The sequence below is a fragment of the Pseudonocardia lutea genome, assembly GCF_042658055.1.
GTDB lineage: Bacteria > Actinomycetota > Actinomycetes > Mycobacteriales > Pseudonocardiaceae > Pseudonocardia > Pseudonocardia lutea.
Window position 1 is genome coordinate 51262 of sequence record NZ_JBHSQK010000041.1, and the last position, 19806, is coordinate 71067.

Annotated in this window: 18 protein-coding genes; 9 read left to right on the forward strand and 9 right to left on the reverse strand. The window is 75.4% G+C overall.

Features of this window, described 5'->3' with window-relative positions; all coding sequences use genetic code 11:
* Window positions 1–29 precede the first annotated feature (29 nt).
* Window positions 30–896, reverse strand: a complete 867-nt coding sequence (locus ACFQH9_RS17020) for a spermidine synthase (protein ID WP_379567112.1) — start codon at window positions 894–896, stop codon at window positions 30–32.
* Window positions 897–1084: 188 nt separating this feature from the next.
* Here ACFQH9_RS17020 and ACFQH9_RS17025 point away from each other — a divergent pair, with 188 nt between their 5' ends.
* The 5 genes from ACFQH9_RS17025 to aroQ all read left to right on the forward strand — a co-directional run bounded on the left by ACFQH9_RS17025 (window position 1085) and on the right by aroQ (window position 5697).
* Entirely contained in the window at window positions 1085–1969 is an 885-nt protein-coding gene (locus tag ACFQH9_RS17025) for a prepilin peptidase (RefSeq protein WP_379567113.1), read from the forward strand.
* Between the two features lie 12 nt (window positions 1970–1981).
* A complete protein-coding gene (gene aroC, locus ACFQH9_RS17030) occupies window positions 1982–3169 on the forward strand; it encodes a chorismate synthase (protein WP_379567114.1) in 1188 nt (395 codons plus the stop codon).
* A 100-nt stretch (window positions 3170–3269) separates the two neighbouring features.
* The gene (locus ACFQH9_RS17035; protein ID WP_379567115.1) at window positions 3270–3899 is read left to right on the forward strand and encodes a shikimate kinase; all 630 of its coding nucleotides are present in this window, start codon (window positions 3270–3272) and stop codon (window positions 3897–3899) included.
* 212 nt (window positions 3900–4111) lie between these two features.
* On the forward strand, window positions 4112–5254 hold the full coding sequence (gene aroB / locus ACFQH9_RS17040; RefSeq protein WP_379567116.1) for a 3-dehydroquinate synthase: 1143 nt from the start codon (window positions 4112–4114) through the stop codon (window positions 5252–5254).
* Complete coding sequence (aroQ, locus tag ACFQH9_RS17045; protein WP_379567117.1) at window positions 5251–5697, forward strand: type II 3-dehydroquinate dehydratase; 447 nt, start codon at window positions 5251–5253, stop codon at window positions 5695–5697. Before aroB ends, aroQ begins: the two co-directional genes overlap by 4 nt.
* 52 nt (window positions 5698–5749) lie before the next feature.
* Here aroQ and ACFQH9_RS17050 read toward each other — a convergent pair whose 3' ends face one another.
* Entirely contained in the window at window positions 5750–6460 is a 711-nt protein-coding gene (locus ACFQH9_RS17050; protein WP_379567118.1) for an MBL fold metallo-hydrolase, read from the reverse strand.
* 24 nt (window positions 6461–6484) lie between these two features.
* Between ACFQH9_RS17050 and ACFQH9_RS17055 the strand changes: the two genes are divergently transcribed.
* From ACFQH9_RS17055 to nusB, 3 genes are all read left to right on the forward strand, one after another.
* Window positions 6485–7621 carry a M24 family metallopeptidase gene (locus ACFQH9_RS17055; RefSeq protein ID WP_379567119.1) on the forward strand — a complete coding sequence of 379 codons (1137 nt, stop codon included), beginning with the start codon at window positions 6485–6487 and terminating at the stop codon, window positions 7619–7621.
* Window positions 7622–7849: 228 nt separating this feature from the next.
* Window positions 7850–8413: an elongation factor P gene (gene efp / locus ACFQH9_RS17060; protein ID WP_379567120.1), complete on the forward strand. Its 564-nt coding sequence runs from the start codon at window positions 7850–7852 to the stop codon at window positions 8411–8413.
* A 1-nt stretch (window position 8414) separates the two neighbouring features.
* On the forward strand, window positions 8415–8834 hold the full coding sequence (nusB, locus tag ACFQH9_RS17065) for a transcription antitermination factor NusB (RefSeq protein ID WP_037044388.1): 420 nt from the start codon (window positions 8415–8417) through the stop codon (window positions 8832–8834).
* A gap of 61 nt (window positions 8835–8895) precedes the next feature.
* Here the strand turns inward: nusB and ACFQH9_RS17070 are convergent, their stop codons facing one another.
* The 3 genes from ACFQH9_RS17070 to ACFQH9_RS17080 all read right to left on the reverse strand — a co-directional run bounded on the left by ACFQH9_RS17070 (window position 8896) and on the right by ACFQH9_RS17080 (window position 13141).
* Entirely contained in the window at window positions 8896–9621 is a 726-nt protein-coding gene (locus ACFQH9_RS17070; RefSeq protein ID WP_379567121.1) for an SDR family NAD(P)-dependent oxidoreductase, read from the reverse strand.
* Window positions 9622–9760: 139 nt separating this feature from the next.
* Complete coding sequence (locus ACFQH9_RS17075) at window positions 9761–10705, reverse strand: DMT family transporter (RefSeq protein WP_379567122.1); 945 nt, start codon at window positions 10703–10705, stop codon at window positions 9761–9763.
* A 48-nt stretch (window positions 10706–10753) separates the two neighbouring features.
* Window positions 10754–13141, reverse strand: a complete 2388-nt coding sequence (locus tag ACFQH9_RS17080) for a WS/DGAT domain-containing protein (RefSeq protein WP_379567123.1) — start codon at window positions 13139–13141, stop codon at window positions 10754–10756.
* A 56-nt stretch (window positions 13142–13197) separates the two neighbouring features.
* Between ACFQH9_RS17080 and ACFQH9_RS17085 the strand changes: the two genes are divergently transcribed.
* On the forward strand, window positions 13198–14328 hold the full coding sequence (locus tag ACFQH9_RS17085) for an MGDG synthase family glycosyltransferase (RefSeq protein WP_379567124.1): 1131 nt from the start codon (window positions 13198–13200) through the stop codon (window positions 14326–14328).
* A gap of 77 nt (window positions 14329–14405) precedes the next feature.
* Here the strand turns inward: ACFQH9_RS17085 and ACFQH9_RS17090 are convergent, their stop codons facing one another.
* The 4 genes from ACFQH9_RS17090 to shc form a co-directional block, all read right to left on the reverse strand.
* Window positions 14406–15065, reverse strand: a complete 660-nt coding sequence (locus ACFQH9_RS17090) for a VC0807 family protein (protein WP_379567125.1) — start codon at window positions 15063–15065, stop codon at window positions 14406–14408.
* Between the two features lie 198 nt (window positions 15066–15263).
* On the reverse strand, window positions 15264–16268 hold the full coding sequence (gene hpnH, locus ACFQH9_RS17095) for an adenosyl-hopene transferase HpnH (RefSeq protein ID WP_379567126.1): 1005 nt from the start codon (window positions 16266–16268) through the stop codon (window positions 15264–15266).
* A gap of 89 nt (window positions 16269–16357) precedes the next feature.
* Window positions 16358–17896, reverse strand: a complete 1539-nt coding sequence (gene ispH / locus ACFQH9_RS17100; protein ID WP_379567127.1) for a 4-hydroxy-3-methylbut-2-enyl diphosphate reductase — start codon at window positions 17894–17896, stop codon at window positions 16358–16360.
* Window positions 17893–19803, reverse strand: a complete 1911-nt coding sequence (gene shc, locus ACFQH9_RS17105; protein ID WP_379567128.1) for a squalene--hopene cyclase — start codon at window positions 19801–19803, stop codon at window positions 17893–17895. Before shc ends, ispH begins: the two co-directional genes overlap by 4 nt.
* Window positions 19804–19806: the final 3 nt, after the last annotated feature.

Consider the following 19806-nt stretch of genomic DNA (forward strand, 5'->3'; position numbering starts at 1 on the left):
CGGCGGGCCGGGCGCGTCGCCCGGCCGACTCACTGGCCGAAGAAGCCCGGTGGCGGGACCGGCGAGGGTGTGGTGGTCCGGTCGTGCCGCACGGCGGCGCGCCCGGCCAGCTCCGCGACCGCCGGCCCGGCCAGGACGCGCGCCCGGAACGGGTCCGCGGCGGTGCGCTGGGCGAGATCGGCGACCGGCAGCGGCCGGTCGGAGGCGACCAGGACGAGATTGCCGAACCGGCGGCCGGCGAGCAGGTCCGGCGCGGCGATCACCGCGAGCTCGGGGAACCGGGCCGCGGCCGTGGCGATCTGGCCGCGGGCGAACTCCAGCGCGCCGCCGTCGGCCACGTTCGCGACGTAGACGCCGCCGGGTGCGAGCACCCGCCGCACGTCGGCGAGGAACTCGGCCGAGGTCAGGTGCGCGGGGGTGCGGGCGCCGGCGAAGACGTCGAGGACCAGCAGGTCCGCGGAGGCGTCCGGGCGGGTGGCCAGCAGGGCGCGGGCGTCGCCGCTGACCACCTCGATGCCGGTCCCGTCGGCCGGCAGCCGGGCGGCGACCAGGTCGATCAGGGCCGCGTCGAGCTCCACGACGAGCTGCGACGAGAAGGGACGGGTGGCGGCGACATAGCGCGGGAGGGTCCACGCCCCGCCACCGAGGTGGACGGCGCGCAGCGGCTGCGTCGGCGGCGCGATCGTGTCGACCACGTGGCCCATCCGCCGGACGTACTCGAACTCCAGGTGCTCGGGATCGGCGAGGTCGACGTGGGACTGCGCGGTGCCGTTGACCAGCAGCGTCCAGGCCAGGGGACGGTCGGGGTCACCGACGAGCTCGGCCCGGCCGTGGTCGATCTCCGCACGCACCACGGCGGGCGCGAGGGGCTGCTCGGGGCGGGCGCGGTCGGGCACCCCACGATCCTTCCGCACCGGAGGGCTCGGACGCCGCCGAACGCGCGGTGAGGCGCACTACCACGTCGGCCCGACATCGCCCGGTGCTCGCGCGGTGGGGATGGCGATCGATCCACGGTGCGGCGGGCCTGTGCACAACTTCCCGCCGGCGTCCGCGCGGGTCGGTGGGCCGGGCGAGCATCGGCGGCATGACGAGCGGAGTGGTGACGGAGGTCCTGTCGACCGTGGTGAGGGCGGCGCCGGCGGTGATCGCGTCGGGCGGGGTCGTGCCGGGCGGCCTCCTGCCCGGCGGACCCGAGGTGGGCTGGGCGGTCCTCGGGTTCGGGCTCGGGATGCTCGCCGGGGCCGCCGGCCGGGTGCTGCTGGGCCGGCTGCGCCGCGGCACGGGGGTCTCGCCGCCCTGGCTGGAGGTGACGCTCGGGGTTCCGTGGGCCGCGGTGGTGGGCTCGGCGGGGGCCGGGGTGCTGCCGTGGTCGTGGGCGCCGCTGCTCCTCGGCGCCGCGTGGCTGGCGGTGGTGGCGAGCGTCGTGGACCTGCGGCACCACCGCCTGCCCGACGCCCTCACCCTGCCCGCGCTGCCCGCTGCGCTGCTGCTCGCCGCGCCGCTCGGACTCGCCCCGGTCGGGCGGGCGGCCGCGGGCGCCGCGGTGCTCGCGGGGGCGTACCTGCTGGTCCACGCGGTCGCGCCGGGCGCGCTCGGGCTCGGCGACGTCAAGCTCGCGGCACCGGTGGGCGCCCTGCTCGCGGCCGCCTCCTGGCCCGCCCTGCTCCTCGGCTGCGCGGCGACGGCGGTCGTGAGCGGGGTCCTGGCCGGGGCCGTCGTGGCCCGCGCGGTCCGGGACCGGCGCGAGCGTGCGGAGGGCGTGCTCGCCGGGCGGCCCGCGCCGTCCGGTCCGGCCGCGACACGGTCCCGCGCGCCGGCGGGAGCAGCGCGGTGGCGGAGGGGCCCGGCGGGGTCGGCGGCGGAGCTGCCGCTCGGCCCACCCATGCTCGGCTGCGCGTGGCTGGTGGTGTTCGCGGCGGCCCTGCTGAGCGGCGCGAGCGGTGCCGTCGGGCCGGTGGGCGGGGGGTGAGAGAATCGGACCGTGCTGCGTTGGATCACCGCCGGGGAGTCGCACGGTCCCGCGCTGGTCGCCGTGCTGGAGGGCATGGTCGCCGGTGTCGAGATCACGACCAAGGAGCTGCAGGCCGAGCTCGGCCGCCGCAAGCTGGGCCACGGGCGCAGCCCGCGGATGGCGTTCGAGGCGGACGAGCTCGAGGTGATCGGCGGCCTCCGGCACGGGGTGACCCAGGGCGGCCCGGTGGCCGTGCGGATCGGCAACACCGAGTGGCCCAAGTGGGAGACGGTCATGGCCGCCGATCCCGTCGACCCGGACTTGATCGCGAACCGGGCCCGCAACGCGCCGCTCACCCGGCCGCGCCCCGGTCACGCGGACCTCGCGGGCATGACCAAGTACGGCTTCGACGAGGCCCGCCCGGTCCTCGAGCGCGCCAGCGCCCGCGAGACCGCGGCGAAGGTCGTGCTCGGCACCGTGGCCAAGGCCTTCCTCAAGCAGGCCCTCGGGGTCGACGTCGTGTCGCACGTCGTGGCCATCGGGTCGGTCGACGCCCCCGAGGACGACCCGGTCCCGGGACCCGGCGACCTCGACCGCGTCGACGCCAGCCCGGTGCGCGCCTTCTCCGAGGCCACCGCCGAGCGGATGATGGCCGAGATCGACGCGGCGCACGAGGACGGGGACACCCTCGGCGGGGTCATCGAGGTGATCGCCTACGGCATGCCGGTCGGGGTGGGCTCGTACGTGCAGTCGGACCGTCGGCTCGACGCCAAGCTCGCCGGGGCCCTCATGGGCATCCAGGCGATGAAGGGGGTGGAGATCGGCGACGGTTTCCGCACCGCGCACCGCCGGGGCTCGGCGGCGCACGACGAGATGATCCCGGGCGACCCGGTGAAGCGACTGTCCAACCGGGCCGGCGGCATCGAGGGCGGCATGACCAACGGCGAGCCCGTCCGCGTGCGGGTGGCCATGAAGCCGATCTCCACGGTGCCGCGCGCGCTGCGCACGATCGACACCACGACCGGCGAGGAGGCCACCGCCATCCACCAGCGGTCCGACGCCTGCGCGGTCCCGCGCGCGGGGGTGGTCGCCGAGTCGATGGTGGCGCTGGTGCTGGCGGAGGCGGCGCTGGAGAAGTTCGGCGGAGACTCGCTGGCCGAGACCCGGCGCAACGCGGCGGCCTACCGGGAGGACGTCGCCCGCCGCTTCCCGCACTGACCGTCCTCCCCGGCCGGCTCCTCCGCGGGCCGGGCCGGCACCTGCCCGCGCCGCCGGGCGGTCGGTGAACGCCGGGCGAACGGCGGATACCATCGCGCCCGTGAGCGACGCGACGCGGCCGGTGCTGGTGCTGGTGGGGCCCCCCGGGGCGGGCAAGAGCACCGTCGGGCGGGTGCTCGGGCGCCGGCTGGCCGTGCCGTTCACGGACGTCGACACCGAGATCGAGGCGCGGGTCGGCACCACCATCGCGGAGATGTTCACCTCGCAGGGCGAGGAGGCCTTCCGCGCGGTGGAGCGCGAGGTCGTCGCCGAGCTGCTGGCCACGGACTGCGGCGTGCTCGCGCTCGGCGGCGGATCGGTGCTGGCCGAGTCGACGCGGGCGCGGCTGGTCGGGCACCGCGTGGTCTACCTCGAGGTCGGGCTGGCCGACGGCATCCGTCGCACCGGCATGTCCACGGCGCGGCCGTTGCTGGCCGGGGTGAACCCGCGGGCCACCTTCCGCGCGCTGCTCGAGGCCCGGGCGCCGCTGTACGAGGCGGTCGCCACCGTGAAGATCGACACCGTCAAGCGCAGCGCGAACCAGGTCGCCGCCGCGGTGCTGGCGGCCCTGGGTCTCGACGCCGACGCCTCCCCGGCCCCGGACCCCCGTCCCGGCGACCCCGACGACGCGATCACGCCTTCCGACGAGGCCCCGCTCCCGGACCCCGTCTTCGGCCGCCCCGGCTCCTGAGCCGGCGGCACGACGCGGGCCGCAGACCGCGCGCAACCCTCGGTACCCGAGCACCTGGCCGAGCCCCTCGGCCTGCGAACCCGGCCCGAACGGACCGTCGACGCCCGCCACACGCGCCGGTGGTGCGCCGACGACCGAGGCGGTGGGGGGCGTCCGGGGCGCCGCCGTCGAGGGCCTGCGGCGGGTCCGACCGGGGCCGTTAGGGTCGACCCATGACCCAGCCCGGCCCCTCCGACCCGAGCCCCACCTCGACCGCGCCCGCCGGGACACCGGCCGACGCGCCCACCTCGATCCGCGTGGCGGCCGAGCGGCCCTACGACGTGATCATCGGGCGCGGGGTGCGGGCCGGGCTGCCCGGCGTCGTGCGCGAGCTGGGGTCGCGGACGGCGCTGCTGGTGCACCAGCCCGCACTGGCCGAGGCGGCCGAGGCGGTCCGGCAGGAGCTGGAGGAGGCCGGCGTCGACGCGCACCGCGTGGAGGTGCCGGACGCGGAGGAGGGCAAGTCGCTCGCCGTCGCCGGCTTCTGCTGGGAGGTCTGCGGGCAGATCGGGCTGACCCGGCAGGACGTCGTGATCGGGTTCGGCGGGGGAGCGGCCACCGACCTCGCCGGGTTCGTCGCGGCGACCTGGATGCGCGGGGTGAAGGTCGTGCACGTGCCGACGACCCTGCTGGCGATGGTCGACGCGGCCGTCGGCGGGAAGACCGGCATCAACACCGCGGCCGGGAAGAACCTGGTCGGGGCCTTCTACGAGCCCTCGGCGGTGCTCGTGGACCTGGCGACGCTGGAGACCCTGCCCGAGCCGGAGCTCGTCGCGGGCATGGCCGAGGTGATCAAGGCCGGCTTCATCGCGGACCCGGTGATCCTCGACCTCGTCGAGCGGGACCCGAAGGCCGCGCTGGATCCCGCCGGGAAGGTCCTGCCGGAGCTGGTCCGCCGGTCCGTCCAGGTGAAGGCCGACGTCGTCGGCGCCGACCTGCGCGAGTCCCACCTGCGCGAGATCCTCAACTACGGGCACACCCTCGGCCACGCCATCGAGCGCCGCGAGGACTACACCTGGCGGCACGGTGCGGCGGTGAGCGTCGGGCTCGTCTTCGCCGCCGAGCTCGCCCGCGCCGCCGGGCGCCTCGACGACGCCACCACCGAGCGGCACCGCCGGGTCCTCGAGTCGATCGGCCTGCCGACCCGCTACACGCCGGGCGTGCTGCCCGAGCTGGTCGAGACGATGAAGGGCGACAAGAAGTCCCGGGCCGGGATGCTGCGGTTCGTGGTGCTCGACGGGCTCGCGAAGCCGGGCCGGCTCGAGGGCCCGCCCCCGGAGCTGCTGGAGCGGGCGTATGCGACGGTGAGCGCGTGAGCACCCCCGTCGAGAGCACCCGGGTCCTGGTCCTCAACGGCCCGAACCTCAACCGGCTCGGCCTGCGCGAGCCGGGCATTTACGGCCACACGACCTACGCCGACCTCGTCGCGCTCTGCGAGAAGACCGGCACCGAGCTGGGCCTGGAGGTCGAGGTCCGGCAGACCAACACCGAGGGCGAGCTGATCGGCTGGCTGCACGAGGCCGCCGACGCCGGTACCCCGGTCGTGCTCAACCCCGCCGCGTGGACGCACACCAGCGTGGCGGTGCGCGACGCCTGCGCGATGCTCACCGGCGGACTGATCGAGGTGCACCTCAGCAACGTGCACCAGCGCGAGGAGTTCCGGCACCACAGCTACGTCAGCCCGGTCGCCACCGGCACCATCGTGGGCCTGGGCGTGCAGGGCTACGTGCTCGCCCTGCGCCACCTCGCCGGCCGGTAGCGCAGGACCTGCGACCGGTCCGAGGACAGGGCCGGCGACCGAGGACCCGGACTCAGCCGAACGCCAGCACGAACTCCTCCGCCGACCGCGGCCGGAACACCACGTTCGAGCGGCGGACGTCGAGCAGCGGGGAGTGCGGCTGCTCGGAGTAGCGGTGCCCCGGGTACACCACCGGGTTGCCCGCGAGCGACCCGAGCCGCTGGATGCTGTGGTACATCGCCTCGACGTCGCCGCCCGGGAAGTCCGTCCGGCCGCAGCCCTGCAGGAACAGGGTGTCGCCGGCGACGAGCCGCCCGTCGACCAGGAAGCACTGGCTGCCGGGCGTGTGGCCGGGCGTGTGCAGCAGCCGGATGGGGATGTCGCCGACGTGCACCACGTCGTCGTTCTCGTGCGGGGTCAGGTCGGTGGCGGAGAGCCCGGTGACCTTGGCGACCCACTCGGCCTCGGCCTTCTGCACGTGCACCGGGACGGGCGCGCGGTCGAGCAGCCCGGTGAGCCCCTCGAGGTCGAAGCCCATCATCGTGCCGCCGACGTGGTCGGGGTGGTGGTGCGTGGCCAGCACCCCGGTCAGCCGCATGCCGTCCGCCTCGAGCACGTCGAGCAGGTCGTCCGGGGCGTACGCCGGGTCCACGACGACGGCCTCCCGGGTCTCCTCGTCGCCGATGAGATAGGCGAAGTTGACCATCTGCGTGGCGACCCGGTCCCCGACCGCGAAGTCCTGTCCGGACAGCAGCTGCCTGAAGTACAGCCCCGACCCACTCATGCGCCCAAGCCTAGGCTGAACCGTATGACCGGTGGCCCCTCGACCAGCACTCGTTCCCTCGCCCGGCCGCAGGCCGCCCGCCGGGAGGCGCTGCGCGCCCGGGTGCGCGAGGCGGGGCTCGACGGGCTGCTGGTCACCGATCTCGTGAACGTCCGGTACCTCACCGGGTTCACCGGCTCGAACGGCGCGCTGCTGCTCGCCGCGACCGACGACGGGGACGAGGGCAGCCGGTTCGGCACGGACGGCCGCTACACGACCCAGGCCGCGGCCGAGGTGCCGGACCTGCCGCCGCTGATCGAGCGGTCGACGGCGCTGGCCCTGGCCTCGCGGGCGCCGGCGCTCGGGATCCGGCGGCTGGGCTTCGAGTCGGACGCGGTGACCGTCGACGTCCACGCCGCCCTCGCCGCGGCCGCCGAGGGCGTGACCCTCGTGCGGGCGCCCGGGCTGGTCGCGCAGCTCCGGGTGATCAAGGACGACGTCGAGGTCGAGGCCCTCCGGCGGGCCTGCACCCTCGCCGACACCGCGCTGACGGACCTGATCGACGCCGGTGGCGTGCGCGCCGGACGGACAGAGCGGGAGATCGCCCTGGACCTGGAGTTCCGGATGCGCGCGCTCGGGGCGGACGGGCCGTCGTTCGACTCGATCGTCGCGGCGGGACCGAACTCCGCGATCCCGCACCACAGCCCGACCGACGCCGCGCTCCGCCCGGGGGACCTGCTCAAGCTCGACTTCGGCGCCCTCGTCGGCGGCTACCACTCGGACATGACCCGCACACTGGTGCTCGGTCGCGCGGCGGACTGGCAGCGCGAGCTGTACGACCTGGTGCTCGGGGCGCAGGTCGCGGGGTGCGCGGCGGTCGAGGCCGGGGTGCCCGCCGCGGAGGTCGACGCCGCCTCCCGCGAACCGATCACCGCGGCCGGGCGCGGCCCGGAGTTCCTGCACGGGCTGGGACACGGTGTGGGGCTGCAGATCCACGAGGCCCCGGCCCTGTCCGCCGCGTCGAAGGACGTGCTGGAGCCCGGCATGGTGATCACCGTCGAGCCGGGCGTCTACCTGGCCCGCCGCGGCGGCGTCCGCATCGAGGACACGCTGGTGGTGCCGGGTTCCGGACCGGCCCAGAGCCTCACCGGCTTCACCAGGGACCTCGTCGAGATCGTCTGAGGCGCTCGCCCTCGATCGTGGACCCCGGGGCCGCGCTCGTGCGCGGGCGCGCGGCGGTATCCTCGACGGCGGTTCGGCGGGGCCCGACCTCCGAGAAGTCCGGGCGCCGCCGTCGAGAGCGACATCCGCCGCGTGCGGCCGTACCGGTTCGTCTTCCGTCGTCACGGTCGGCACGCGCGCCCCTCGAGCACGACACCGCACCACCGACGAACCAGGAGAGACCCGCACGTGGCCACCACGAACGACCTGAAGAACGGCTTGGTGCTCAACCTGGAGGGCCAGCTGTGGTCGGTCCAGGCGTTCCAGCACGTCAAGCCGGGCAAGGGCGGCGCGTTCGTCCGCACCACCCTCAAGAACGTCATGACCGGGAAGGTCGTCGACAAGACCTTCAACGCCGGCACCAAGGTCGAGACCGCGACGGTCGACCGCCGCGACATGACCTACCTGTACCGCGACGGCGCGGACTTCGTCTTCATGGACGGCGACACCTACGACCAGCTCCCCATCCCGGAGACCGTGGTCGGCGACGCCGCGAACTACCTGCTCGAGAACCAGGTCGCGCAGATCAGCTTCCACGAGGACGCCCCGCTGTTCGTCGAGCTGCCCACCTCGGTCGAGCTGGTCATCGCGCACACCGACCCGGGCCTGCAGGGCGACCGTTCCACCGGCGGCACCAAGCCGGCCACGCTGGAGACCGGCGCGGAGATCCAGGTCCCGCTGTTCCTCGAGACCGGCACCAAGGTGAAGGTCGACACCCGCGACGGCCGGTACCTCGGCCGCGTCAGCAGCTGACGTGCGGGCCAGGACCAAGGCCCGCAAGCGCGCCCTCGACATCCTCTTCGAGTCCGAGGCGCGCGGCGCCGACCCGCTCGAGGTGCTGACCCAGCGCCGCGAGACGGACGACGCGCCGCCCGTCTCGGACTACGCCGCGCTCCTGGTGCGCGGCGTCGTGGAGAACCGGGAACGGATCGACCAGCTCCTCGCCGAGCACGCGGAGGGCTGGACCGTCGCCCGGATGCCGGCCGTCGACCGCACGCTGCTGCGGATCGGCGTCTACGAGCTGCTGTGGGTGGACGAGATCGACGACCCGGTGGCGATCACGGAGGCCGTCGAGCTCGCCCGGACCCTGTCGACGGACGACTCGCCGCGCTTCCTCAACGGCGTGCTCGGCCGCATCGCCGACATCGCCGAGCACCTGCGCGCCACCCTCTGACCAGCGCGAACGGCACTGTCGCTCACCAGGTGCGAGCGAGTGTGCCGTTCGTGCACGGCCTTCAGCCGAAGCGGCGCGAGGCCCGGGCGAACAGGGCGGGGGCCGCGCCGTGCACCTTTGCGCCCAGGGCGAGCCAGCGCGGTACGACGACCTCGACGGACCCGCGCCGGATCCCGCGGGCGATCTCCTCGGCCACCCGGTCGGCGCGGATCGGCCGCGGGAACCGGCGGTCGTACGCCCGGCCGCGGCGCCCGAAGTAGGGCGTGTCGACCGCACCGGGCAGCACCGTGGTCACGCCGACCTCGGGCGCCTCGATCCGCACCGCGTCGGCGAAGCCCCGCAGCCCCGCCTTCGTGGCCGAGTAGACCGCCTCGCCGGCCACCCCGAGGGCCGCGATCGAGGCCACGAACACCAGGTGCCCGCGCTCGGCGCGCAGGCCGGGCAGCAGGGCACGGGTCAGCTGGACCGGAGCCCGCAGGTTCAGGTCGAGGAGCTCGTCGACCCGGGCGGGGGAGAGCTCCTCGAGCGGCCCGGCGGCCCCGACCCCCGCACAGTGGACGACGAGTGCGGGCCGGGCGGGCAGGGCGTCGAGCAGCGTGTCGACGCCCGCGGCGAGGTCGGCGACCACCGCCTTCGCCCCGGTCCGTTCGGCGACCTGCTGCAGCCGCTCGGGGTCCCGCCCGGTGAGGACGAGCCGCGCGCCGTCGCCCGCGAGGCGCAGGGCCAGCGCGGCCCCGATCCCGGACGACGCCCCCGTCACCAGCGCGAGCCGGTCCGCCACCCTCATCGCGCCCCCCGCAGTCTGGATCCATGACGCGCGGAGAACCGGCGAAGATCCGCGTCACGGTTCCACGACGCGACCGGAGGACGCGGGATCCGACGGTTCGGTTGCCTGGCGCGGACGACGGACGGTGGCATGGTGCGGCTCAGCCCGGCGCCACGTCCGGGCCCGCCCGCCCGGCGGCCGCCTGTTCCGCGTCGAGCTCGTGGAGCAGGTGGCTGCCGCGCAGGCTGATGAAGGCGATGCCGGCGATCACCACCGCCGCGGCCACGCACTGCCCGGCGAGCAGCGTCGGCGTGCTGTCGAGCCGCTCGCCCAGCCACCACACGCCGATGAGCACCGCGACCACCGGGTCCACGCTCGTGATCACGGCGACCGCCGGCGACACCATCCGCCCCTGCTGGAAGGTGTTCTGGCTCAGCAGGAAGCCGATCGGGCCGATCACGCACACCGCGTAGAGCGTGACGTGCTGGAAGGGCTCGAGCAGCCCGACCCGCAGCTGCCCCGTGACCACCTTCATCAGCCCCGCCGTGACGCCGTACATGATCCCGGTGGCCAGGGCGAGCGCCAGCACCCGGGTGGGGTGCGTCACCAGCGACGAGTACACGATCGACCCGACCACCGCGGCCGCCAGTGCGATCGCGAGCGGCAGCCCGCCCCAGACGTCGACATGCTCCTGGTCCGCCGGCACCGGACGGGCGAGCAGCAGGAACGCCGCGATCCCGGCGGCGCAGAGCAGCGCGCCGAGCAGGATCAGCGGGTCGGGCCGGCGCCGGGACATCAGCGAGGAGAAGGCCGCGGCGAACACCACCCCGGTGACGAGCAGCGGCTGGACGACCGCGATCGCGCCGTACGCCAGCGCGATGAGCTGCAGCAACAGCGCCACGACGGTGGCCACCAGCCCCAGCAGCCACATCGGTCGGCGCAGCAGGGTGGTGAACAGCCGCGGGTTCAGCGTCGGGGCTGTCTCCACCTCGTGCGTGGCGCGCTGCTGGGCCGCGGTGGCGAGCCCGAACCCGGCCGCCCCGAGCACGGCGGCAGGCACCGCGATCAGCATGTCGCCGTCCATACCCACCCCCCCGGTGCGCACGTCCCGAATGGTCCCGATCGGTGCTGATCTTCGCACCGTGAGCTCCGCTCAGCGTTCGGGTAGCTGCATACTCCCCAACGACCGCCTCAGGCCAGCAGGTATTCCCTCGATCACGGGAACGACCGCGGGGTCCACGGTGATCCCGACGCAGGTGTGGCGACCCCAGTGCAGCGCCCCGACGGCCAGCCCGACGCCGTCGGCGAGCGGCAGCACCGGCTGCACGGTGGTGATCAGCCCGCCGCGCACGTGCAACGGGCGGCGCGCCCCCGGCATGACCGAGGCGAGCAGGTGGAAGAAGCGCCGACCGTAGACGAACCGGACCAGCGGCGCCTGCACGCGGCCGGGGAGCAGGCCCAGCGCGGCCAGCACGGCCGCCGCCCCCTCCGGCTGGCCCGCCGACGAGCCGGCGGCCAGCGCGCGGTCCACCCGCGCGATCCGCTCGGCCCGGCTCATCGGGCCGGTCGGCAGGTCGACCGAGACCGCGGCCGTCCGGTTCCCGCCGGCCCGGCTGCCGACCCCCGCGCGCGTGCGGGTCGTCATCGGCACCATCGTGCGGATCCGCGGCGGCACGTCGAGCTCCTCGTGCAGCGTCTGCGCGAGGGCGGCCAGGACCAGCACCGTGGTGCCGACGCCGTGGGCGCGCGCGGCGCGGCGCACCGCGGCGCCGTCGAGATCGACGGAGAGCCGCTGCGGTCCGGGTGCCGAGCGCCCGACCAGCGGCGACCGCCCCGCGGGCCCGGCGGTGGCGAGGCTCGCGATCCCCCGGACGACGGTGAGGGCGTGCCGGAGCCGCTCGTTGCGGCCCTCGGGGCCGACGGCGGCGAGCCGGGCGGCCGGCGTGCCGGCGTTCTCGTCGGTGAGCAGGCGGATCAGCCCGTCCGTGACCGCCAGCCCGTCGCCGAGCGCGTGGTGGACCCGGGCCAGCACGGCGGCCTCGCCGGTGTCGGCACAGGCGGCCTGCACCTCCCAGCCCAGCCCGGGGTCGAGCGGGTCGGCGAAGAAGGCCGTGACGGCCGCGTCCCAGCTCGGGTGGTCGCCGCGCGGCCCGATCCGCCAGACCTCGCGCCGGACGTGGGCCGCCGGGTCGGGGGCGGGATCGTGCACCCAGCGCAGCGGCCGGCCCGGCCGCGCCGTGGCCAGCCGCCGGTTCAGCAGGTCGAGGCCGGGCGCGCGCTCGCGGACCAGGGCGTCGAGGTGCTCCACCCAGCCCTCGGCCGGCGCGCCCTGCACCGTGATCCGGGCGCCGACCTGCTGCGGGACCTCCCGCGTGGCCGCGTGCACGAACAGCGCGTCCTGCGGGCGCAGCCGCTGCTCGGCGGGCGCCACCGGGCCGGCCGCGCCGAGGCCGTCCAGCGCCGCGACGTCCCGGTCCAGGTCGTGGGCCTCGAGCCGGCGTCGCAGGTCCTTGACCGCGACCGCCCGCGCGCCGGGGTCGCGCAGGTCCGCGAGCGCCTCCGCCACGCCCGCCCGGCCGCGGCAGATCCGCGCGAGACCCGCGGCGGCGAGCACCTCGGCGTTGGCCCGCCCGTGCCCGGGGATCGGGTCGGCGAGCAGCAGCGGCCGGGCGCAGGCGAGGGCCTCGAGCGCGGTCGCCCCCCCACCGTTGGTGATCACCAGGTCGGCCTCCCGGGTGGCGGAGGCCGGGTCGTCGATCCAGTCGACGACGGTGAGCCGCGCCCCGTGCGGGTGGCTGCCGGCCAGCCGCTGCAGCCGGCGGCGCAGCGCGGGCAGCCGGCCCGTGGTGACGAGCACGTCGGCGCCGGCGTCGAGCGCGCCCGCGCAGGCCGCGGCGACGTCGCCGAAGGCGAGCGAGCCGCAGGAGACCAGGGCGCGGGGTCGCTCCCGGGGCGCCTCCTCGGGCGGGGTGAACGCCGAGAGCACCGGGAGGGCGGCCACCCGGACCGCCGCGCCCGGCGCGGTCCGGCGCAGCAGCGCGGCGCCCTCCTCGGTGCTGACGAGGTGCAGGTCCAGCAGCGGAGAGGCCCACAGCGGGTGCGGGGCGGGGTCGTTGACCAGGGCGACCAGCGCGACCGACGGCACCGGCAACCGCCCGTGGCGGCGCAGCCACGCCAGGCCGGTGATGCCCTCGGGGAAGGTGGCGACGACCAGGTCCGGGCGGTGCTCGCGGAGCACCGGCTCCAGGCCGCGGCCGCTCCACCGCCCGACGACCGCGCGGGTGCCGGCCCGGAAGAACGGCACGTGCCACAGCAGGCGGAAGTACAGCGCGTAGAGCCAGGGCAGGTACCGGACGCACCCGGCGTAGACGGCCCGGAACACCGGGCCGGTCCGCCGGCCCATGCCGTCGAGGGTCTCGGTCCAGGTCACCTCGACGCCCGGCCACAGCCGCCGGGCGCGCTCCTCGACGGCGCGGGCGGCCGCGTGGTGGCCCGCGCCCAGGCTGCCGGTGACCAGCAGCAACCGTTGCGGATCGGTCATGTCGTCCTTGCCTGGGGAGTGATTCGGGGAGCGGGGACGGGGGTAGGGTGTCCTGTATGGACGGTCCAGCGCCACGCCGGGTCCTGGTGCTCTCGGCCCCGGTGGGGGAGGGGCACGTGGCGGCCGCCCGCGCCCTCGCGGCGCGGATGCGCGAGCTGTGGCCCGGGGCCGAGGTGCACGAGGTGGAGAGCGCGAGCGGCGGGCGTGGCAGCGGCCTGCGGGACGCGGTGCTGCGCCGCTCCTACGCCGTGACCATGCGCTGGGCGCCCGGCCTGTACGGCCTGGGCTACGACCTGCTGGTCCGCCATCCGCGGTTCGCCGCGCTCTGCAAGCACGTGGCGGCCGCCCGGCTCGGCCGGTCGCTGGCCCCGCTGCTGCGCGAGGAGCGCCCCGACCTGGTGGTGTCCACCTACCCGATGATCAGCGGCGGGCTCTCCTGGCTGCGCCGCCGCGGACAGCTGCCCGCCCGCAGCGTCGCGGTCGTCACGGACGTCGCGGTGCACCCGTTCTGGGTGTGGGCGGACGTCGACGAGACCTGGACGCTGCTGCCCGCCAGTCGCGCGCAGGCCGCGGGCCTGGTCCCGGAGGCCGAGGTGCGGGTGGCGCCGGCGGCGGTCGACAAGCGCTTCCGTCCCGGCGACCGCGCGGCCACCCGGCGCGCGCTCGGTCTGCCCGCAGGGGCGTTCGTGGTCCTGGTGACCGGCGGCTCGCTGGCCTTCGGGGGCATGGAGGGCGTGGTCGACGCCGTGCTGGCCGGCGGGGCGGGGGAGGGACCCCCGGTCGAGGCCGTGGTGCTGTGCGGGCGCAACGAACGGCTGCGGACCCGGCTGGCCGCCCGCGGCGCGCCGGGGCTGACGGCGCTGGGCTGGACCGACCGGGTGCCCGAGCTGATCACGGCGGCGGACCTGGTGCTCACCACCGCGGGCGGCATGATCGCCAGCGAGTCGCTCGCCGTCGGCACGCCCGTGCTGTTCGCGAACCCCGTGCCGGGGCACGGCCGCGCCGGGGCCCGGATGACCGAGGAGGCCGGGCTCGCGGTGGTCTGCCCGCGGCCCGCGGACGTCACCGCGGCGGTCCGACGGCTGCGCGCCGACCCCGGCGGCCGGGAAGAGCTGAGCCGGCGGGCCCGGGAGTTCTCCCGGCGCACCCTCGACGCCGAGCTCGAGGACCTGGCCCGCCGCCTCTGAGCCGAGCGCGTCATGGCTCCACGACGCCCTCTGAGCCAGGTGCTGGTACGCGTCATGGCTCCGTACTGCGGTCGGGGTCAGCCCACGCGCAGCTTCGGCTGCGGCACGCCGATCCGCAGCCCGATGCCCTCGCCCGCCAGCGAGCGGTGGAACCACCACAGCGAGAGCCCGATGCCCACCGCCACCAGCGAGTACGAGCCGGCGGTGGACACCATGAGGAAGTCGCCGACGGTCTGCGTGGCCAGCACCGCGAGGGTGGTGATCCCGTTGACCAGGAAGACCGCCGCCCACAGCAGCGAGACCTTCTTGAAGAAGCTCTTCATGCGCGGGTGCTGGGTCAGCGCGTCCGGAAAGGCGCAGAAGTCGTCCGCCAGCTTGGCCAGCAGGGGTCGCTCCAGCCCGAGCGTGACCAGCAGCAGCCCCGCGAACACGAAGTTCTGCACGGTGGGCTGCAGGAAGTAGAGGAACGCGGACCCGCTCCACAGCCCGACGACGGTGCGGGCGACGAGCAGGACCGTGCTCAGCCACAGCACGGCCGGGATCTTCCGCCGGGTGACGACCCGCCGGCCGATGGCCAGCGCCGACCACGCCAGCGCGCCGATCATCCCGGCCTCGAACCCCTCGTGGGTGAACAGGATCCAGAACAGCAGGAGGGGGATGAGCGTCGACTCCAGCAGCGGACGGCCGGCGTGCCGCAGCAGGGCTCCGACCGGGGGGAGGTGGATCAGAGTCGTCATCCGGTGCTCCGGCATGCAGGTCCTTGTCGGCTCGGGGTACCAGGCCGCGCTCTCGGTCGAACGCGTGTGCCGGAGTGTAGCGGGCGGGATCACGGGGAGATAACGGGCCGGTTGCCCGTTGTGACCTCCCCGTGGGTCCCCGCCCCGGCACCGTGCCGACCTGCCCGATCTGCTCCCCGACCTTCTCCCGGGTCCCGCTCAGGCGCCCGCGGCGGTGCGGATGGTGTCCCGCAGCGACCCCAGCGTGGCGAACACCGCCGAGGGCTCGTAGCCGCAGTGGGCCATGCAGTTGGCGCAGCGCTCGTCCCTGCCGCGCCCGTAGGCCTCCCAGTCGGTGTCCTCGATCAGCTCCTTGTAGGTCTTCACGTGGCCGTCCTCGAGCAGGTAGCAGGGCTTCTGCCAGCCGAGCAGCGAGTACGAGGGGATGGCCCACGCCGTGCACTCGAGGTCCCGGCGCCCCTCGAGGAAGTCCAGGAAGACCGAGGAGTGGTTGAGCCGCCACCTCCGCCGCCGGCCGCCGTCGAAGGCCTTCTTGAACAGCTCGCGGGTCTGCTGCACGCCCAGGAAGTGCTCCTGGTCCGGGGCCTTCTCGTAGGCGTACCCCGGCGAGATCTGCATGTTGTCGACCTTGAGCTCGTCGTTGAGGTAGTCGAGCACGTCGATGACGTCCTGCGGGGTGTCGGTGTCGAAGAACGTGGTGTTCGTGTTGACCCGGAACCCGGCCTCCTGGGCCATCCGGATGGCGGCCACGGCCTGGTCGAACACGCCCTCCTTGGCCACCGACTCGTCGTGCCGCTCGCGCAGCCCGTCGATGTGCACCATCCAGGCGAAGTTCTTGTGCGGGGTGAAGCGGTGCAGGTGCTTGGGCAGCAGCACCGCGTTGGTGCACAGGAACACGATCTTGCCGAGGTCCAGCAGCCGCCGGACGATGACGTCGATCTCCTTGTGCATCAGCGGCTCGCCGCCGGCGATGGAGACCATCGGGGCGCCGCTCTCGACGACGGCGTTCACGGCCTGGTCGACCGGCATGCGCTGCTTGAGCAGGTGCGCGGGCTGCTGGATCTTGCCGCAGCCGTTGCACTTGAGGTTGCAGGCGAACAGCGGTTCGAGCTCGACCAGGATCGGGTACTTCTCGGTCCCCTTGATCTTCTGCTTCAGCAGGTACGAACCGAGACGGATCGACTGGCGCAGTGGCATGGCCATGGGATCACTGTCCTTCGAGGTGAGCGCGAGGGGAGGGGTGTGCCGGCGCAGAGGGTTCGCTCGCGAGCTCGCTCGCAGGGACGTCCATGTCAGCTCACCTCCTTGGGAAGGGTGAAGACGACGTCCTCGGTCCCGGTCGTGGTCGTCGAGACGGCGACCGGGCCGAGGCCGGAGAGACAGGACACGACCTCGTCGACGAGCTCCGGGGGCGCCGACGCCCCCGCGCTGACCCCGACCCGCCGGGCCCCGCGGAGCCAGGTCAGGTCGATCCCGCCGACGTCGTCGACGAGGTGGGCCGGGGTCCCGGCGCGGGCGGCCACCTCGGCCAGCCGGCGGGAGTTCGACGAGTTCTCCGAGCCGACCACGAGCACGAGGTCGGTCCCGGCGGCCACCGCGCGGATCGCGCGCTGACGGTTCGTGGTGGCGTAGCAGATGTCGTCGCGGCGGGGGGCGGAGATCGCCGGGAACCGGCCGCGCAGCACCGCGGCGATCCGCTCGGCCTCGTCCACCGCGAGGGTGGTCTGCATCGCGTAGGAGACGCGGCCCGGGTCGGGTGCGGTCACCGTGTGGGCCATGGCCTCGTCCTCGACCACGACGATGTCGGCGGGCGCCTCGCCCACCGTGCCCTCGACCTCCTCGTGGTCGGAGTGGCCGATGAGGAAGACGGTCTCGCCGCGGCCCGTGTTCCGCTTGACCTCGGCGTGCACCTTGGCGACGAGCGGGCAGGTCGCGTCGATCACGGCGAGGTCACGGGCCTCGGCCTGGGCGCGGACCGCGGGGGACACGCCGTGCGCGGCGAGCACGCAGGTCGCGCCCCGCGGCACCTCCTCGACCTCCTGGACGAACACCGCGCCGCGCTCGGTCAGCCGCCGCACGACGTGGGCGTTGTGCACGATCTGCCGCCGCACGTAGACCGGCGCCCCGTAGCGGTCGAGCGCGCGGTCGACGATGTCGATCGCCCGCTCCACCCCGGCGCAGAAGCTCCGCGGCTCGGCGAGCACGACCTCCCGCGCGGCGGGTGCCGTCCACACCGCGGCGAACCACTCCCGCAGCGCCGGGGCGGCGCGGCGCAGCGACCGAAGGGCGGTGAAGCCGCGGACCGGGGTGCCCGGCCGGACGAGCGGCGCCTCCGGGGTGTCGACGATCGCCCGGACGACCGCGAACGGCCCGCCGGCGGCCGCGTCGGCGAGCCGCCCGGACTCCATGTCGACGGCGAGGGCGCCCTCCCGGCCCAGGCCGGTGCGCCGCGCGCCGTCGACCACCGTCGGGGAGGAGACGACCGGGCCGAGGTGCACCCGCAGCCCGAGCCGGCGCAGCGCCGCGGCGAGCGGGGCCGCGGTCGGGACGGGCACCGGTGCGCGGAAGTCCGTGAACCGGATCTCGTCGGCCACGACCAGGTCGCCGGCCCTGACCGCGGCGTCCAGCGCACCGGCCACGCCGGTGACCAGGACCGGACGGGGGCCGCCCGAGGCGATCCACGCCGCCGAGGCCTGCGCGCGCACCGGGCCCATCCCGGTCCGCACGACGGTCGCGTCGCCGATCACGCCGCGCAGGGCCGCCCGTTCCACGCCCAGCGGCGCGCAGACGACCGGCGGCCCCAGGGCCGGTACGGCTCGCGGTGCACTCATGCGCCCACCTCCTGGCACCAGCGCCCGAGGGCGGAGACGGGGAAGACCATCCGGTAGAGCCGGTAGCGGATGTAGAAGGCGCCCGGGAAGCCGGTGCCCGTGTACATCTCCTCCTCCCAGCTGCCGTCGGGCAGCTGGGTGGCGGCGAGGAACCCGACGGCGCGGCGGGCCGCCGCGGAGCGCGCCTCGCCGGCCGCGACCAGCGCGAGCAGCCCCCACGCGGTCTGCGAGGCGGTCGACTCGCCGCGGCCGACCCAGCTCCGGTCGGCGTAGGAGCGGATGTCCTCGCCCCACCCGCCGTCGGCGTTCTGGTGGCGCTCCAGCCAGGCGACCGCGCGCCGGACCGCCGGGTCGGAGGCGCGGATCCCCGCCGCGACCAGCGCCGGGACGACGCCGCCGGTGCCGTAGACGTGGTTGGTGCCCCACCGGCCGAACCACGAGCCGTCGGGCTCCTGGTGGTCGAGCAGCCACCGCACCCCGCGCCGGCACGCCTCGCCGTCGGCCAGGCCCTCGTGGGCGAGCATCTCGACCACGTGCGCGGTGACGTCGGCCGACGGCGGGTCGATGACCGCGCCGAAGTCGCAGAAGGGCAGCTTGGTGACGAGCTCGCGCGTGTTGTCCGCGTCGAAGGCGCCCCAACCGCCGTCGCTCGACTGCATGCCGATGTTCCAGGTGATGCCGAGGTCGACCGCGGCGCGCAGGCGCCCCGGCTCCGGGTGGTCGACCCGGCGCAGGGCGAGCACCACCTCGGCGGTGTCGTCCGTGTCGGGGTAGCCGTCGTTGTCGAACTCGAAGGCCCAGCCGCCCACGGGGAGCTCCGGGCGGCGGACCGCCCAGTCCCCGCGGACGCCCCGGATCTCCTCGTCGAGCATCCAGGTCGAGGCCCGGACGACCGCGGGGTCGTCGGCGGGGACGCCGGCGTCGAGCAGGGCGGTCACGGCCAGGCAGGTGTCCCAGACGGGGGACTGGCAGGCCTCGAGCATGCGGATCGTGCCGTCCGGGGTCTCCCGGCGGACGAGGAACCGCTCGAAGCCCGCGAGGCCGGCCCTCATCGCCGGGTGGTCGAGCGGATAGCCGAGCAGGTGCAGCGCGAGCAGCGAGTACACCCACGGCGGCTGGATCCCGCCCCAGCCGCCGTCGGCCTCCTGCCGGGCCAGGATCCACTCCGCCCCGCGCCGCATCGCCAGCCGCCGCAGCGGCGCGACCGGCCGCCTCGCGTAGGCGTGCAGGCCGACGTCGAGCCGCTGGAAGACCCCGGACCAGGTCCACGGCGCGTCGAACCGCTCCGGGGCCGCGCCGGACCGCAGCTCGTCGACGGCGAAGGGCAGCGGCCTGACGGGCCGCAGGGTGGCGACGATCGTCAGCGGCACCACGGTCTGGCGGGCCCAGCACGCCCAGTCGTAGACGTTCAGCGGGAACCACTTCGGCAGGAAGATCAGCTCCGGGGGCATGTTCGGCAGGTCGTCCCAGGACCACAGGCCGAACAGGGCCAGCCAGATCCGGGTGAACACCCGGGAGCGCTCGAGGCCGCCCTCGGCCTGGACGAACTTCTCCGCCGCCCGCATGTGGCCGGCGCCGGGATCGTCGCCGGCCAGCCGCAGCGCCACCCAGGCCTCGACGGTGGTGGACAGGTCGCCGGGGCCGCCCGCGAAGGTCGCCCAGGTGCCGTCGGAACGCTGCTGCGAGCGGATCCAGCGCGCGGCCTCCTCGGTCTCGCGCGCGGTGCGGATGCCCAGGAACTCCCGCATGAGCAGGTCCTCGGCGTCCATCGTCACGTTGGTCTCGAGGTCGCCCTGCCACCAGCCGCGCTCGTGCTGGATCGACCTGAGGAACCCGACGGCCGCGTCGAGCGTCCGCCGGGCGTCACCCGCCTCGGTCGTGCGGTTCTCCGGTGCGGTGAGGGTCACCAG